At 58.3% G+C, this 15,885-nt stretch carries 12 protein-coding genes; 11 read left to right on the top strand and 1 reads right to left on the bottom strand.

Features of this window, described 5'->3' with window-relative positions; genetic code table 11:
* Positions 1-104: 104 nt before the first annotated feature.
* The 11 genes from ftsH (at position 105) to JRJ26_03955 (ending at position 14,580) form a co-directional block, all read left to right on the top strand.
* The gene (ftsH, locus tag JRJ26_04005) at positions 105-1,967 is read left to right on the top strand and encodes an ATP-dependent zinc metalloprotease FtsH (GenBank protein MBW2056642.1); all 1,863 of its coding nucleotides are present in this window, start codon (positions 105-107) and stop codon (positions 1,965-1,967) included.
* A gap of 75 nt (positions 1,968-2,042) precedes the next feature.
* Entirely contained in the window at positions 2,043-4,400 is a 2,358-nt protein-coding gene (gene lon, locus JRJ26_04000; GenBank protein MBW2056641.1) for an endopeptidase La, read from the top strand.
* Between the two features lie 43 nt (positions 4,401-4,443).
* A complete protein-coding gene (locus JRJ26_03995; protein MBW2056640.1) occupies positions 4,444-5,121 on the top strand; it encodes a DUF1614 domain-containing protein in 678 nt (225 codons plus the stop codon).
* 89 nt (positions 5,122-5,210) lie between these two features.
* Positions 5,211-6,638 (top strand): DegQ family serine endoprotease, encoded by a 1,428-nt coding sequence (locus JRJ26_03990; GenBank protein ID MBW2056639.1) that lies wholly within the window; start codon positions 5,211-5,213, stop codon positions 6,636-6,638.
* A gap of 22 nt (positions 6,639-6,660) precedes the next feature.
* On the top strand, positions 6,661-7,602 hold the full coding sequence (locus JRJ26_03985; protein ID MBW2056638.1) for a DNA integrity scanning protein DisA nucleotide-binding domain protein: 942 nt from the start codon (positions 6,661-6,663) through the stop codon (positions 7,600-7,602).
* 399 nt (positions 7,603-8,001) lie between these two features.
* On the top strand, positions 8,002-9,525 hold the full coding sequence (locus JRJ26_03980; GenBank protein MBW2056637.1) for an ABC transporter substrate-binding protein: 1,524 nt from the start codon (positions 8,002-8,004) through the stop codon (positions 9,523-9,525).
* 173 nt (positions 9,526-9,698) lie between these two features.
* Positions 9,699-10,640: an ABC transporter permease gene (locus JRJ26_03975; protein MBW2056636.1), complete on the top strand. Its 942-nt coding sequence runs from the start codon at positions 9,699-9,701 to the stop codon at positions 10,638-10,640.
* Positions 10,637-11,542 carry an ABC transporter permease gene (locus JRJ26_03970; protein MBW2056635.1) on the top strand — a complete coding sequence of 302 codons (906 nt, stop codon included), beginning with the start codon at positions 10,637-10,639 and terminating at the stop codon, positions 11,540-11,542. The genes JRJ26_03975 and JRJ26_03970 overlap by 4 nt, the downstream gene beginning before the upstream one ends.
* Positions 11,542-12,519 (top strand): ABC transporter ATP-binding protein, encoded by a 978-nt coding sequence (locus JRJ26_03965; GenBank protein MBW2056634.1) that lies wholly within the window; start codon positions 11,542-11,544, stop codon positions 12,517-12,519. Before JRJ26_03970 ends, JRJ26_03965 begins: the two co-directional genes overlap by 1 nt.
* 22 nt (positions 12,520-12,541) lie before the next feature.
* Positions 12,542-13,540: an ATP-binding cassette domain-containing protein gene (locus JRJ26_03960; protein MBW2056633.1), complete on the top strand. Its 999-nt coding sequence runs from the start codon at positions 12,542-12,544 to the stop codon at positions 13,538-13,540.
* Positions 13,541-13,647: 107 nt separating this feature from the next.
* Positions 13,648-14,580: an acetamidase/formamidase family protein gene (locus JRJ26_03955; GenBank protein ID MBW2056632.1), complete on the top strand. Its 933-nt coding sequence runs from the start codon at positions 13,648-13,650 to the stop codon at positions 14,578-14,580.
* On the opposite strand, the gene JRJ26_03950 is transcribed toward JRJ26_03955, so the two are convergent.
* Positions 14,562-15,878 (bottom strand): hypothetical protein, encoded by a 1,317-nt coding sequence (locus tag JRJ26_03950; GenBank protein ID MBW2056631.1) that lies wholly within the window; start codon positions 15,876-15,878, stop codon positions 14,562-14,564. The two genes, JRJ26_03955 and JRJ26_03950, sit on opposite strands and share 19 nt — an antisense overlap.
* Between the last annotated feature and the right edge of the window lie 7 nt (positions 15,879-15,885).

Genomic DNA, 15,885 nt, shown 5'->3' with positions numbered 1-15,885 from the left:
CCCAGGCGAGCACCCCTGAAGGGGGGTCCCTGTTTCCACGTGGCGGCTCGATCCGGTTTGAGAGGAGCCCGGCAGAGAAAGAACTCCGGGAAAGGAGAGAGACCATGAAACCCAGGACTCATTTTTCCATATGGTACGTGGTGGGGGCTTTCATCCTCATGAGCCTGCTCCAGCTGTATCTGATCCCTCCCCCCCAGGCAGAGGTTCCCTACAGTCGTTTCAAGCAGCTCGTCCAGGAGGAGAAGGTCAAGGAAGTGGTCATCGATCCGAACCTCATCATGGGGACCTACAGGGAGGGAGAGCAGCCCCCGGGGGCGCCCAAGTATTTCAAGACGGTCCGTGTGGACGATCCGGAACTGGTCAAGGATCTCCAGGCCCATGGGGTGCAGTTCTCCGGCCACTACGAGAGCCCCTGGGTCAAGGGGCTCCTGGGCTGGGTTCTTCCCCTTTTGATTCTCTTTGCCATATGGGGCTTCGTATTCAAGAAGATGGGTCCTGGGGCGGGGGTCATGACCTTCGGAAAGAGCCGGGCCAAGCTCTATGCCCAGGAGAACCTCGGGGTCACCTTCAATGACGTGGCCGGTGTAGATGAGGCCAAGGAGGAGTTGAAGGAGATCATCGACTTTCTCAAGGTTCCCCAGCGGTTCCAGGCATTGGGAGGGAAGATCCCCAAGGGCGTCCTCCTGGTCGGCCCTCCGGGAACGGGGAAGACCCTCCTGGCAAAAGCCGTGGCCGGAGAGGCCGGTGTTCCGTTTTTCAGCATGAGCGGTTCGGATTTCGTCGAGATGTTTGTGGGAGTCGGAGCGGCCAGGGTGAGGGATCTCTTTTCCCAAGCCCACCAGAAGGCTCCCTGCATCATTTTCATAGACGAGCTGGATGCTCTGGGCAAGGCACGAGGCGTGGGGCCTACGGGCGGCCACGAGGAGAGGGAGCAGACCCTCAACCAACTCCTGGTAGAGATGGACGGTTTTGATCCCAAAAAAGGAGTGATTATCATGGCGGCCACCAACAGGCCGGAGATCCTCGATCCGGCATTGCTCAGACCGGGACGGTTCGACCGCCACATCCTGGTGGACCGGCCTGATCTGAAGGGACGGGAAGAGATCCTCAGGGTTCACACCAAAAAGGTAAAACTCGCCCCTGGGGTGGACCTGAAGATCCTGGCTGCCCGGACACCGGGTATGGTAGGGGCCGATCTTGCCAATGTGGTGAACGAGGCCGCCTTGCTGGCAGCCAGAAAGAACAAGCAGTCCGTGGAAATGACCGACTTCGAAGAGGCGATAGACCGGGTGATGGCGGGGTTGGAGAAGAAGAACCGGGTCATGAGCGACAAGGAGAGGGAGATCGTGGCCTACCATGAACTCGGCCATGCGATCACCGCGGAATCCCTGCCCCATGCGGATCCGGTCCACAAGGTATCGATCGTTCCCCGGGGCATCGCCGCACTGGGCTATACTCAGCAGCTACCTACAGAGGAGCGGTTCCTGCTGACCAGGTCGGAGCTCATAGACAGGATGACGGTCCTTTTGGGCGGCCGGGCAGCCGAAGAGATCGTCTTCGGGGAGATCTCGACGGGGGCTTCCAACGACCTGGAAAAGGCGAGCGACATAGCCCGCAGGATGGTCACGGAATACGGGATGAGCGACCGCCAGGGGCCGATAGCTTTCGAAAAGGCCAAGCGGCCTCTTTTCCTCGAAACCGGGTACACTCCTCCAAAGGAGTACAGCGAGGAGACTGCAAAGGAGATAGACGAAGAGGTGAGAGGTCTGGTCCACGGTTGCTATGAGACAGCAAAGTCGATCCTGCACAAGAACAGGAAGGCCCTGGATCGGATCGCCAAGATTCTCCTTCAAAAGGAGGTTCTCGAGGGAGAGGAACTGAGAAGGCTTCTCACCCAGCAGGAGATCAAGGCCCTCGGTACCGGAGATTCCAAGCCGGTCCGGGAACCGGAAGTGAAAAAGGCCTAGGGGGACGGGTTTGCGGAGAGCTTCGTCGATTCCTGCGGAGCCCTCCGCGGGCCGACCCGGGTACGGGGCGATGAGATGGCAGGACAGATCGTGACTATCCCCATGGAGACGGACAGAGGGATTCCCAACGAACTTCCCGTGCTGCCTGTAAGGGGGATGGTTCTCTTCCCAGAGATGACCGCCCCCGTTCTCGTGGGGAAGGACCGCTCGAAGAGACTGGTCGATGACGCCCTTGTCGGCGACAAACTCGTGGCGGTCGTGGCCGCGAGAAACCAGACCGTGGAAGAGCCCGGCCCCGAGGATCTCTACTCCATTGGTACTGCGGCCCAAGTCGTCAAGAAGGTCAACCTGCCCAATGGGACCTACCAGGTCATTTTCCGGGGCATAAGGAAGGTCAACATCTTTTCCTACAGCCAGACGGCCCCTTACCTACGGGGCAAGATTCTCCTTCTGGAGGAAGACCTCGGACAAGGCAGAGAGACCGAAGCCATGGCGTTGAATATCAGGAAGCTGTTCGGCCGGGTCATCGAGCTTTCTCCCCTTCCTCCGGAGTTGGGCGTAGCGGTCATGAACGTGGAGGAGCCCCACCGGCTCGTCTCCCTGGTGGTATCCAATCTCGACATCCCCGTGGAAAAGAAGCAGGAGGTGCTGGAGGTTACGAGTCTGAAACAAGCCCTCGAGAGGGTCATGATCCTTCTCAACGAGCAGGTGGAGAGGCTCGAACTGAGCGCCGAAATCCAGAAGAGGATCCAGGAAGGCACCGAGAAACACCAGCGCGAGTATCTGCTCCGGGAGCAGCTCAAAGCCATCCAGAAGGAGCTCGGAGAAGGTGATGAGAGAACGGTCGAGATATCCGGCCTGAAGAAACGGATAGATGAAGCCGGACTTCCCGAAGATGTAAGGGAGGTTGCCGAAAAAGAGCTGGACCGCCTCTCCAAGATGCCGCCGGCTGCAGGGGAATACACGGTCTCACGGACCTATCTCGACTGGATTCTCGATCTTCCGTGGTCGGTCTCCACGGAGGACGATCTCGACCTGGACAGGGCCGAACTGATTCTCAACGAGGACCATCACGATCTGGAGCGAGTGAAGAAACGGATACTGGAGTATCTGGCCGTCCGTAAGTTGAAAGCAGACAGTCGTAGCCCGATTCTCTGTTTTGTGGGTCCCCCGGGTGTGGGGAAGACCTCTCTCGGCCAGTCGATCGCCCGCGCCATGGGAAGGAGATTCGTCCGGGTTTCCCTGGGAGGGGTGAGGGACGAGGCCGAGATCCGGGGCCACCGGAGGACCTACGTGGGCGCCCTTCCGGGTCGGATAATCCAGGGCATCAAGAAGGCCGGGGCCAACAATCCCGTATTCATGCTGGACGAAGTGGACAAGATCGGGACCGATTTTCGAGGCGATCCGGCCTCCGCCCTTCTGGAGGTCCTGGATCCTGAGCAGAACCACGCCTTTTCAGACCACTATCTCGAGGTTCCCTTTGATCTTTCCAGGGTGATGTTCATCACCACGGCCAACATGCTGGACACGGTTCCTCCCGCGTTGAGGGACCGGATGGAGGTACTCGAGCTTCCCGGGTACACGGAAGAGGAAAAGGTGGAAATAGCCCGAAAGTATCTCATCCCCCGCCAGTTGGAGCAGCATGGATTGACAGGGGAGGCTCTCTCTTTTGAGGAGGGAACCGTTCGGGCGATCATAAGGTCCTATACCAGGGAAGCAGGGGTGAGGAATCTGGAGCGTGAGATAGCCGCTGTCTGCAGAGCCGTGGCTGCCAGGGTGGCCAGAGGGGAAAGGCGGCCTGTGAGGGTATCCCGGGAGGATCTCTCCTCCTTTCTCGGGCCGGATAAGTACATCCCCGAGAGCCGGGCAAGGACCTGGGGGCCCGGGCTTGCCACGGGTCTCGCCTGGACGCCCGCAGGGGGGGAGATCATTTTCGTTGAAGTATCGAAGATGAAAGGGAAACAGAGGCTTACCATGACGGGCCAACTCGGCGAGGTGATGAAGGAGTCGGCCAGGGCTGCGTTGAGCTACCTGAGGTCGAGGGCGAGGGATTTCGGTATCGAGGAGGACTTTTTCGACCATCACGACATCCATATCCATGTGCCGGCCGGGGCGACCCCCAAGGACGGGCCTTCGGCCGGCCTGGCCATTCTCTGTGCTCTCTTCTCGGCTGTAACGGGGAGACCCCTTCGCCGGGACATAGCCATGACCGGGGAGATTACGCTCAGGGGAGACGTGCTGCCGGTTGGGGGCATCAAGGAGAAAGTCCTGGCTGCCAAGCGGGCAGGTATAGGGTCTGTCATGCTTCCCCAGCTCAATGAGAAGGATCTGGAGGAGGTGCCGGAGAGCGGGCGGAGGGGGATGACCTTCAGATGGGTCAAGCGGATGGAGGAGGCCATCGACTTGGCTGTGGAGAAGCCTAAGAACCGGTAGCGGGCGGGCAAGCGGGGAATCCTTGCCTGGAAAGGGGTCGGTCGTGTTTTTCAATCCTCTCACATTCCTGTTTATGATCGTCTTTTTCTTCGTTCTGGTCTTCTTCTTTATCACGGTCCAGATCAACATCATTGCCCTGGCCTTTGCCAGGCTGGGCATCCCGTCCCAGCATGTCTTCATGGCCATGTTTGCAAGCCTTTTCGGCAGCTTCATCAACATTCCCCTGAAGAAGATCCCCCAGGAGACCATGACCACCGAGACATGGGTGAGCTATTTTGGATTCAGACATGTTGTCCCCGTGTGGCGGCAGAAAGATACGGTGTTGGCCGTGAACCTGGGAGGGGCCGTGATCCCTACCCTGCTGTCGATGTATCTCCTCTTGAAGACCGGGCTCTGGGGAGGGGCTGTCGTCGCCACAGCAATAATGAGCTTTGTGACCTTCAAGCTGGCAAAACCCGTTCGGGGGGTGGGTATCGCCCTTCCGGCCTTTGTACCCCCGGTCGTGGCCGCCCTGGTGTCGATCATGATCGCTGGCGGCAATGCGCCGGTGGTCGCCTACGTTTCAGGGACCCTCGGCACCCTTATCGGAGCCGACCTGCTCAATTTGAAGAGGATCGGGAACCTCGGGGCGCCGGTGGCCTCCATCGGTGGGGCCGGAACTTTTGATGGGATTTTTCTCAATGGGATACTCGCCGTGCTTCTGGCCGCGATCCTGGCATGACTCCCATCCCGGAGGAGAGGATCGGTAAGGATATGAGGAAGGAGACGGCATGCTGCACCGAGCCCTGTAGGGCTGGAAAGGAGGATACGATGAAGAGGCAGAGTAAAATCGTTCTTTTGGTGGTAATGGCACTGGTAGTCTGGGGGGGGATCGCCCTTGGTCCGGCCCGGGCAGGTGCTGCTGATTCCCAGCCGGCAGTGGTGGCGAGTTATTCGGCCGTTGCCAAGAAGGCGATGCCGGCCGTGGTCAACATCTCTTCGGAAAAGATCATCCGAACCGAGGAGACTCCCATGTCCCCCTTTTTCAGCGACCCCTTTTTCCGGAGATTCTTCGGAGAGGGAATGCTCCCCTTCGGGGGGATTCCCAGGGAACGGCGTGCTCGGAGCCTCGGGTCAGGAGTCATTGTCGATCCTTCCGGCCAGATACTGACCAATAACCACGTGATCGCCGGGGCAACGGAGATCACCGTGTTCCTTACCGACAAGCGGCAGTTCAAGGCGAAGGTCATAGGGGCCGATCCGAAGACCGATCTGGCATTCCTTAAGATCGATGGAGAGGGGTTCCCATTCCTGCCCCTTGGCGATTCTGCCCGACTCGATGTAGGCGATGTCGTTCTGGCCATCGGCAATCCCTTCGGCATCGGGCAGACCGTGACCATGGGTATCGTCAGCGCCAAGGGCCGCGCGGCTGTGGGGATCGCCGACTACGAGGATTTCATCCAGACCGATGCGGCCATCAATCCCGGCAACTCCGGGGGTGCCTTGATCAACCTCAAAGGGGAGTTGATCGGGATCAATACGGCCATCATTTCCAGATCCGGGGGGTATCAGGGTATAGGCTTCGCCATCCCCTCCAACATGGCCCGGGTGGTGATGAAGAGTCTGAAGAAGTACGGCAGGGTGATCCGCGGTCAGGTCGGTCTGAAGATCCAGGAGGTTACACCCCAAATCGCCAAGGCTTTCGGCCTGGATCAGGTGAAGGGGGCTCTGGTCTCGGATGTGATACCGCAGAGTCCTGCCGATAAGGCGGGTATTCGCCGGGGCGATATCATCCTGGAGTACGGCGGGCGATCGGTTCAGGATGCGGCCCATTTTCGGAACATGGTGGTCCTCACGCCCATCGGCACGAAGGTTCCTGTCAAGATCTTCCGCGAGGGGAGGATCATGGAGCTCAATGTAGTGGTAGAGGAGATGCCCTTGGAGAAGGCTTCGATCAAGCAGTTGATCAACAGGAGCCCACTGGAGGGCATGGCCGTGGCGGAACTCACCGATGAGATCAGACAGAAGCTGGGCGTCGGAGAGGAGATCTCCGGCATCGTGGTAACCGAGGTGAAACCGGGAAGCCGCGCCTCGGCAGCCGGTGTACGCCCGGGGGACGTTATTCTGGAGGTGAATAAGAGGCGTGTCCCGAGTCTTTCAGAGTTTTCGAATGCCCTGGGGGCGGCTTTGAGAAGTGGATCCGGGCTCCTCCTCCTCATCTACCGGAGAGGGGCCGTGCTCTATCTCGCCATCCAGTAAGGGATCGGCCGGAGGGAGAGCCATGGGTGACTCCACGATGGTCAAGAAACCGGATATCGAGCAACTCAGGTCCATGGAGAAGATCAACGCGGCCATGATCAACCACGCCCGGGAGATCGCCGAGGAGATCGGGGCGACGGCGGTCCTGGTCTATGTCGACGTGATCAAGTCTCGGGAGAACCTCGAGAATCTCATCAAGGGCGGGCGTTGCATCCTGGCCGCAAGAAGCGAGAATGTGCTGGACGACCTTGCCCTGATGGGTGGATCGGAGGACCGGATCATCCGGGTTCCATACATGAACCTGACCCGGACCAGTCAGGTCAAGGTTGCGGCCATTCTCGCTCTATCCAACGGGTTGATCCAGAGCGGGGACCGACTCGTCTGTCTGTCCGGCTCGCCGAGGTACGGCATACTGGACAGCCTCACAGTCACAGACGTGAACCGCGAGTTTGAGATCTTCTCCTCCAAGAGCCTCGACATAGCCAGCCAGATCGAATCTCCCTACGTCTTCGACCGGCTCCTCACCCTTGCCCTGGAACTTGCGGAGGAGGGCAGGGAGGGCAAACCCGTGGGCACCATCTTTGTCCTGGGGGATCATGAGAAGGTGATGAGCCTGTCCAGCCAGATGGTGATCAACCCCTTTGAAGGTGTCCCCGAAGGGGAGCGGAACATCATGGACCCGGGCCTCAAGGAGACGATCCGGGAGTTTGCTGCTCTCGACGGTGCGTTCGTGATCCGGGAGGACGGGGTGGTTCTGGCCGCCGGCCGCCATCTCAAGGCGTCAGCCGAGGACACCGACCTTCCCAGGGGCCTCGGGGCTAGACACCGTTCGGCAGCGGGGATCACCGCCGTGACCAACGCCCTGGCCATCGTGATCTCAGAGTCGACGGGGGACGTGCGGATATTCAACCGGGGGAGGGTGTTCATGGAGATCGAAAAAGGCGAGAGAGAGCGGACGGCCTGACAGGCCTGCGGGGGTCGCCTCGATATTTCCGCACAGAAACAGATGAATCCCCGGATGAGATGACTCATCCGGGGATTTTTCTCTTGACATATCCCGGAGATTACCTAAAATAGATTTCGACTTTGATGGTTTCAAGCCTGGTGTGGTCTTCCGAGCACCTAACCCAGTGCCACGATTCCGTCTCTTGTTTCAATCTTTCGGATGAGCCGGAGACGCCATGACTCCAGAGGCGTACAAGGGTGCCGTGTCGCGGAGCCCTCCCTCGATGCTTGGGGGGTCGGGAAAGCGTCCGGTGAATGCTCGCCTGAAGGAGTTGCAGGCCGGAGGGAGGGGTTGCTCGGGTCTGTGTGAGAAAAGGCGGGATCTTGAGACTGACGTCTATCGAAGGGAGGTATGGAAATGAATAGGTACAAGCTGGTTTTGTGTTCGCTGTTGGCCCTGGTCATGCTTTTCGGCCTCCAGGTCTGCTGGGCTGGGGAGAAGGTCCTCAAGGTGGGATGGCTCTCAGAACCCAAGACTCTCGACCCGGTCGGGCCGTCGGACAATCCTTCGCTGTGGGCACTCCATAATGTCCAGGACAGTCTGGTCCGGGTCTCTAACGACTCCCAGAGCATTGAGCCTGATATGGCCGAATCATGGGAGGTTTCCGACGACAATCTCACCTATACGTTCCATCTCCGGAGGGGCATGAAGTTCCATAACGGGGAGGAGGTCACCGCCGAGGACGTGGTGTTTTCGCTCAACAGGACCCGTGACCCGAAGCAGTGCCCCTATTCCTCGATGTTTGAACCTATCAAGGATATCCAGGCCGTCGACAGGTATACGGTCAAGCTGATTCTGAGCGCCCCCTATGCCCCGATACTTGCGGATCTGGCCATGTTCAACGCCGCCATCATTCCCAAGAAGTATTTCCAGAAGGTCGGGGGGACCGAGAACTTCGGCAGGCATCCCATGGGGGCAGGCCCCTTCAAGTTCGAATATTGGAAGCCCGGCGAGGAGATACTCTTCTCGAAGTTCGACGACTACTGGAGAAAAGGACTCCCGAAGGTCGACGAACTCAGGTACCTCATAATGCCGGACGCGACCTCGAGGGCCATCGCCGTTCGAGGGGGGAGCATCGACGTTGCCGTATATGTTCCCTTCAGCGAGGTCCAGAGCCTCAAGGCCGCCCCGAATGTGAAGGTCTCCATCGACAGGATATGGCGGCACGATTTCATAAAGATCAACTGTGGGATCAAGCCGTTCACGGATGTGAGGGTAAGGCGCGCCCTTAACTACGCGGTGAACAAGAAGGGCATAATCAGGGCCGTGCTTTTCGGCTTCGGCGAGGTGGCCCCTTCGTATATGCCGCCGGTGAAGTATTACAACGACAGGTTGAAGGGCTACCCGTACAATCCGGAAAAGGCCAGGAGCCTGCTGAAGGAGGCCGGGTACGAAAAGGGTTTCAAGACATCGATACTGGTTACCGCGGGCGAGCCCATGATGGTCAGTATCGCCACCATTTTGCAGCAGAACTTGAAGGACATAGGGATCGAGGCGTCCATCGAGAAGGTTGAAGAGGGTACCCGTTGGGACAGGCTGATTGCCAGAAAATACCAGCTTTCACCCGACTATTACACGAGCGACATCCTGGATGACGACTTGCTGACGGATTTCGGCATCTCCTATGCCGGGAATCAGGCGTATTTCTCCGACTATCACAACCCGAAAGTCGAGGAGCTCGCCTCCCTGGGGAGGAAGACACTGGATGAGAAGAAGAGAAGGGAGATCTACTACGAGCTCCAGAGGATCGTAATGGAGGATGCTGCCCAGATCTTCCTGACCACAACCCCGACGGCGACTGCAATGAGGGACAATGTCCAGGGACTCATCGTTCCTGCCAGCAACTACTACAGATGGGAGTATGTGTCCATAGGAGATTAAGGGGCTTTTCTTCCCCGGGATCACCTGTGGGACGAGGCCCGATGGCATGACGATTCGGGCCGCACGGCGAGAGAAAAAAGACAAACATAAGGCTCTTCTTCACAAGGTCCAGGAATGCAGCGGGGTTCTCGCAGGCTGGAGGGGAGCCTTATGTTTTCAAGGTTGCTTGGGATATGACTCTTGAAAAATACGCACTGAAAAGATTCCTCGAGATAATCCCCGTTTTCTTCATCGTCTTGTTCATAGTCTTTCTGATGCTTCATCTCATACCGGGGGATCCGGCGAAGAACATCCTCGGTATCATGGCCACTCCTGAGCGACTCGAGCAGTTGCGCGAGACCCTGGGCCTGAACGAACCTGTCTACAAGCAGTTTTACCGGTTCATCGGCAGGCTCTTGCACGGGGATCTGGGGCGTTCGATACGATACATGGCCCCGATTACCACCCTGATATTCTCGAGAATAAAGGTGACCCTGGCACTGGTGATGATGTCAGGGATGATCTGTGTCATCTTCTCGCTGCCCATTGGTCTGTACGCGGCCAAAAACCACGGCAAATTGCCGGACTATGCCGTGGGAGTCTCTTCCCTTTTCATCTTCTCCATGCCCGAGTTCTGGACGGGTCTCCTGTTCCTGAACCTCTTCGCCCTGAAGCTCGGGTGGTTCCCTACAGGCGGGTGGGGGGCTGGCGCCCTGAACAATCTCTACCACCTGTTCTTGCCGAGCCTGATCCTGGCGCTGTTCCTGACGGCTCTGGTCACGAGGACCTTGAGATCCGACATGCTCGAAGTCCTCCAGAAGGAATACATAAGATTGGCGAGGACCTACGGTTTCTCGGAGTTGAAGATCTACACGAAGTACGCCCTCAAGAACGCGCTCCTCCCGACCATCACCGTAATCGGTCTGAACCTGGGATGGCTCCTAGGTTCTTCCGTCGTAATCGAAACGGTATTTTCATTGCCCGGAATAGGGGCGATGCTGCTGGATGCCGTGATAGTGAGGGATTATCCCTTGATACAGGGGATAAGTCTCGTGTTTGCCCTGGCGATTCTGTTGAACAACTACGTCGTCGACATACTCTATGGAATCATAGATCCCAGGATATACAGGGAGTGAAAGAAGAGGGCGGGTTTGTATCGGGGGGAAAAGGGCAGATGAATCTCGACGGATTCATACCCAAGTTGAACGGCAGGAGCGGAATGGCGAAGTTCAGGAAGTTCGCCAAGAACCCGAGTATCAGGGTCGGCTTGATAATGATCGGCATCTTGACGGTAGTGGGAGTGTCTTCGCCTCTCATTTCACCCTATGATCCGTTTCAACAGAATCTGATGGAGAGCCTTCAGCCTCCGAGCCTCAGGCACCCCTTTGGGACGGATCTCTATGGCAGGGACGTCATGTCGAGGGTCATGTACGGGGCATGGATAGCCATAAAGATCTGCGTCATAGGCGTGGGGATCGCCTTTGTTGCAGGGAACCTGGCAGGGGCTTTTGCAGGCTACTATGGCGGCTGGATCGACTCCATCATCATGCGCATCGTCGATTCCATATTGGCCTTCCCTTTCCTCGTCCTCGTCATCGCCATAATGGCTATTTTCGGACCCGGCCTGAGGAACCTCTATTTTGCCATAGCCGTCGTGAGCTGGTGCCAGTACGCCAGGATAGCGAGGAGCAGGTACATCTCCGAGAAGGAGGCCGATTATGTAATGGCTGCCAGAGCCGTGGGGTTTCCCGACAAGAGGATCATATTCGGGCACCTTCTGCCCAATGCGATCTCACCGACCGTGGTCTACGCTTCCCTGGACTGTGCCCTTGTCATCCTGCTTGCGGCTTCCCTGAGCTTCATCGGTGTGGGCGCACAACCACCGGTGCCGGAGTGGGGAGCGCAGATAGCAGAGGGGAGGCAGTTGTTGCAGGTGGCCTGGTGGGTTGCAACCTTTCCGGCACTGGGCATCATGTATACCGTCATCGGGTGCAGCATGCTCGGGGACGGTCTGAGAGACAGATTGGCGGGCCAGTGATGGATGTCTTGGTCATAGAGGGTCTTTCCACTCGATTCGTGGGAGACGGTGTCGAGGTTGTGGCCGTCGACGATGTCGACCTCGTGGTCAAGGAGAGGCAGACCGTCGGGCTGGTGGGCGAGTCGGGAAGCGGCAAGAGCACGATCGCCAACTCGATACTCGGGATTCTGCCCGAGACGGGGAGGATGCCCTCCGGAGTGATTCGCTTCAAGGGGGTCGACCTGAGGGGGCTCGGGGAAAGGGAGATGCAGCATGAGATCAGGGGCAAGCAGATCAGCATGATCTTCCAGGATCCCATGGTATCGCTGAACCCTCTGTTCACCGTGGGGGCGCAGGTAGTCGATGTCCTCAGGCTCCACCAGAACCTGGGAACTCAGGAGGCCAGGGCAAAGGCGGTTGAGCTGTTCAAGAAGGTCGGTATCTCCGATCCCGAAAAACGCTTCCACAGCTACCCCCACGAGCTGAGCGGGGGAATGATCCAGAGAGTCGTCATAGCCATGGCCATGAGCTGCCAGCCTTCTCTGATCATTGCCGACGAGCCCACGACGGCACTGGATGTAACGATTCAAAACCAGATCCTCAACGAATTCGAGAAGCTCGTAAGGGAGGCCGGTGTATCCGTGCTTTGGATAGCCCATGATCTCGGGGTGATCAGGCGGGTGAGCGATTACGTTTACGTCATGTATGCCGGGACCATACTGGAGCGGGGAAATGGGGAGGATGTTTTCCGAAATCCCCTGCATCCCTACACAGAAGGGCTGCTTCGATCGAATCCCATATACCACAAGCCCAAGAGCCAGATCCCGACAATCAGGGGTGAACTGAGCCAGATGCCGACCAAGGGATGCCGCTTTTATCCGCGCTGCACCATGGCCGATGGAGAATGCGTGGAAGGGGACATAGGATGGGTTCGGTTTGAAGGGGATCACTGGGTTCGTTGCAGGAAGACAGAAGCCCGCGGGAATTCTCGTGAGTGAGCACTCGCCAGAGCAGAAGGTGATGACAGAAGCGACGGTTTCCGAGAATGTAGTGGTTGTTGAGGGTTTGAAGAAGTACTACAGGCTGAGAACCGGCTTTGTCGACAAGATGTTCATGAAAGAACAGAAGTACGTCAAGGCGGTAGACGACGTCTCTCTCGAAATAGGTGAACGCAAGACCTTCGGTCTCGTGGGGGAAAGCGGCTGCGGGAAGTCTACACTGGGAAGGTGCATACTCAGGCTCGAGCCGATCACGGACGGTACCATAACCGTTTTTGGTCAAGATATCGGCGGCCTGGATGAGAACGGACTCAGGCACTTCAGGAAAAGGGCACAGATGATATTCCAGAACCCCTACTCCACCCTGCCTCCGCACAAGACGATCGGCAGGATGCTGAAGGAGGTAGTCGACTACCACAGAGTCGTCGATGGGAAAGAGGCCGGCCAGTACTGTCTTTCGATCCTGGAGCAGGTGGGGCTGGACGGGAAATTCTTCAATAGCAGGCCCAAGACCCTGAGCGGGGGCCAGCGCCAGAGGGCGGCCATAGCCCGGGCGCTCGCGACCGAGCCCCGGTTCATCATACTCGACGAGCCTGTGACAGCCCTGGACATATCGATACAGGCGCAGATCCTTAACCTACTCATGCGGTTGCAAGAGGAAAAGGGATTGACCTATCTCTTCATAGCACACGACCTCTCCGTGATCAGGCATGTCTCGGACGTGATCGGTGTGATGTACCTCGGAAAGATGGTGGAATTCCTCCCGGCGGACGAGCTGGGGTCGAACAGCGCTCATCCCTATACCAGGTCTCTCATGTCGTCGAGCCCCATGCTGAGCGAACTCTTCGAGGGCGAGAAGATACGTCTGACAGGGGAACTCCCCTCTGCCATAGATCCTCCTCAAGGCTGCAGGTTCCATACACGATGTCCCTACTGCTTTGACAGGTGCAAGAAAGAGGAGCCCCGACTGAAGTCCGTCGGGGAGTCCCACCTCGTTTCCTGCTTTCTCTGCGATCGGTAGCGGCGTTCGGGGCCGGGATGGGGATCGGCACGAGAGGCAGTATCCCTTTGGCAGTCGTCCAACTGGATGCCGGTTCTCATGGGGCGGATCAGGCAAAGGAGGAAAAAATGAAAAGAGCCACCAAGGAGAGGGTATGCTATGCCATGTCGGCCGATAACAAGCCGGTTCTTCGCGTCTCCGGCGGTGAGCCGTTCCGGCTTGAAGTAGAGGACTGTTACAGCGGCAATCTTCGGACCCCGGAGGACGTGTTTACCAAGGAGATGTGGGGGACGGTCAATCCTGCCACAGGGCCGGTCTTCGTGGAGGGGGCAAGGGCCGGTGATGTTCTCCGTGTGGAGATAGAGGAGATAGAGATCCGTGATTACGCCGTCATGTGCGTGGAAAAGGGAAGCGGGGCTCTGGGTGACTACATCGAGGGTGTCGAAACGAGCATCTACCCCATAAGGGATGGCTTACTCCACGCGGGAGAGGGGCTCTCGATTCCCATCAGGCCCATGATCGGCGTCATAGGCACCGCACCGGAGGGCGGAGTCATACTCAACGGAACCCCGGGAGAGCATGGCGGCAACATGGACTGCAGGGAGATCACCGCGGGCTCCAGGGTCTACCTCCCTGTCAACGTCGAGGGGGCTCTCCTCTGTGTGGGCGATCTTCACGCCCTCATGGGGGATGGAGAGGTCTGCATCTGTGGGGCAGAGGTCTCGGGCGAGGTGGCATTACGAGTAGATCCGGTCGCATCGTCCCTGCCCACCCCCTGTGTGGAAACGGATGAAAGCGTCTATTTCATAAGCTCTGCACTGACCCTCGATGAATGTGAAAGGGCGGTTCTGGGGAAGACCCACACCTACCTGACAGAGATGCTTGGGTTGAGGCCCAACGAGGCTGCGAGGATCATGAGCCTGGTCGGCCATCTCCAGGTGTGCCAGGTGGTTGACCCTCTCAAGACCATGCGCTTTGCCCTGCCCAAGTGGTTATTGAGGTCTCGTGGTATGGATGGCGATATTACGGGATCGGTTCGGTCTCAGGGAGGGTCGTCATGAGTCCTGCTGGAAGCCAGGGGACCTTGCCCGCGCTCGGCCTTGAGGCGGGCTGAGGTGAAAGCGTGTATCAAGGAGCCTGCAGCGAGACCGGGCCTGTAAGGCACAAGGGCGATGCTCGCGCCGGATTCCTTTCCGAGGTCTCTCAAGATCCCTTGTATCTCTTCCTCGGGGAGGAGCCTCGAATCCTTCCAGTCTGCCACCTGGACCTTTATGAGTACCCTGTTTTGGTCTCCCACCATCTCGGTGGCTCGCCGGGCAAGGAGGGGCATGAGATCGAGGGCCTCTTCAAGGGTCAGGCCGAGCTCTTCCTGGATCTGCCTGTGATAGGCCATAACAGAGAAGTAGTCGAAGGGACGGGACAGGGCCGCCTCGAGACTCTGGGAATACCAGGCCATCGCATTTCGAGGATCCAATATCGACTCGTAGTAGAGGTTGGTGGCGAAGACGAGATCCGGCTTCACCCGCCTTGCCGCGCCCATGAGCTGCCCGGCCAAACCGAGGAGCCTCTGGTTCTTCCAGCGGCTCCACACCCAGAACCGATCCGTGTACCCTGAGACGACGATTCTCCCCTCCTCATTCCTCGAGGCCGGCCCGTAGAAGATGGACGGATCCGGCAGATAACCGTGATCCTGGAGGAAGAGGTCTCTTGCCTCGAGGCTGAATCCCTCGTTGTGTCTGAGAATGAGATCGTCCTGGAATAGGATTCCCTCGATGGGGTACCGGGCCAGATCCGCATAGATCCCCTTGAGCCGGTTGACCACCTCAGGGCGGAACAGGTTGAACCCCCTGCCGGGGACCAGGGCCTTCTTCTCGAAATCGTAGAGGATCGTTCGAAGGCCCGGGTTCTCCTCGAAACCGTAGTTGGCGTGGCGCGTGGTCATCCAGGCAAAAACGTCCAGGCCTTGCCGGTGGGCGATGCGGGCCACTGGGCCCAGGAGATCATCCACCAGGGGTGCATGGGAGCTCCGGAAGTAGACCCCGGAGAGGCGCCGGGGAGCCGCAAATCCGTAAGGCCGGTCACCCTCGTTCTGGAAAACCCTGAGGATCAGGGTGTTGACTCCCCCCCTTGCCAGGCGGCGGATTGTCTCGTCTACCTGTTTGAGATTCTGGCAATAAAGAAGGCCGGCCTGTACGGCCACTATCTCTTCCTTCCCGGGTCTGGTTGGGGGCCCGAACCTCTTGAGAGAAGCCGGTCCGACCGCGGTTTTTGCGAGCGTGGCATCCTCTGACCAGATGGGAGCCCACGCAGTGACGAGGACCACCGAGAGCAGGGCGCCAAGAAGCCGTGATCTTGTCATATGGTCT

The organism is Deltaproteobacteria bacterium, from assembly GCA_019308905.1.
GTDB lineage: Bacteria > Desulfobacterota > BSN033 > WVXP01 > WVXP01 > JAFDHF01.
The sequence above is the reverse complement of the archived record's forward strand: the minus strand, read 5'-3'. Positions and strand labels throughout refer to the sequence as shown.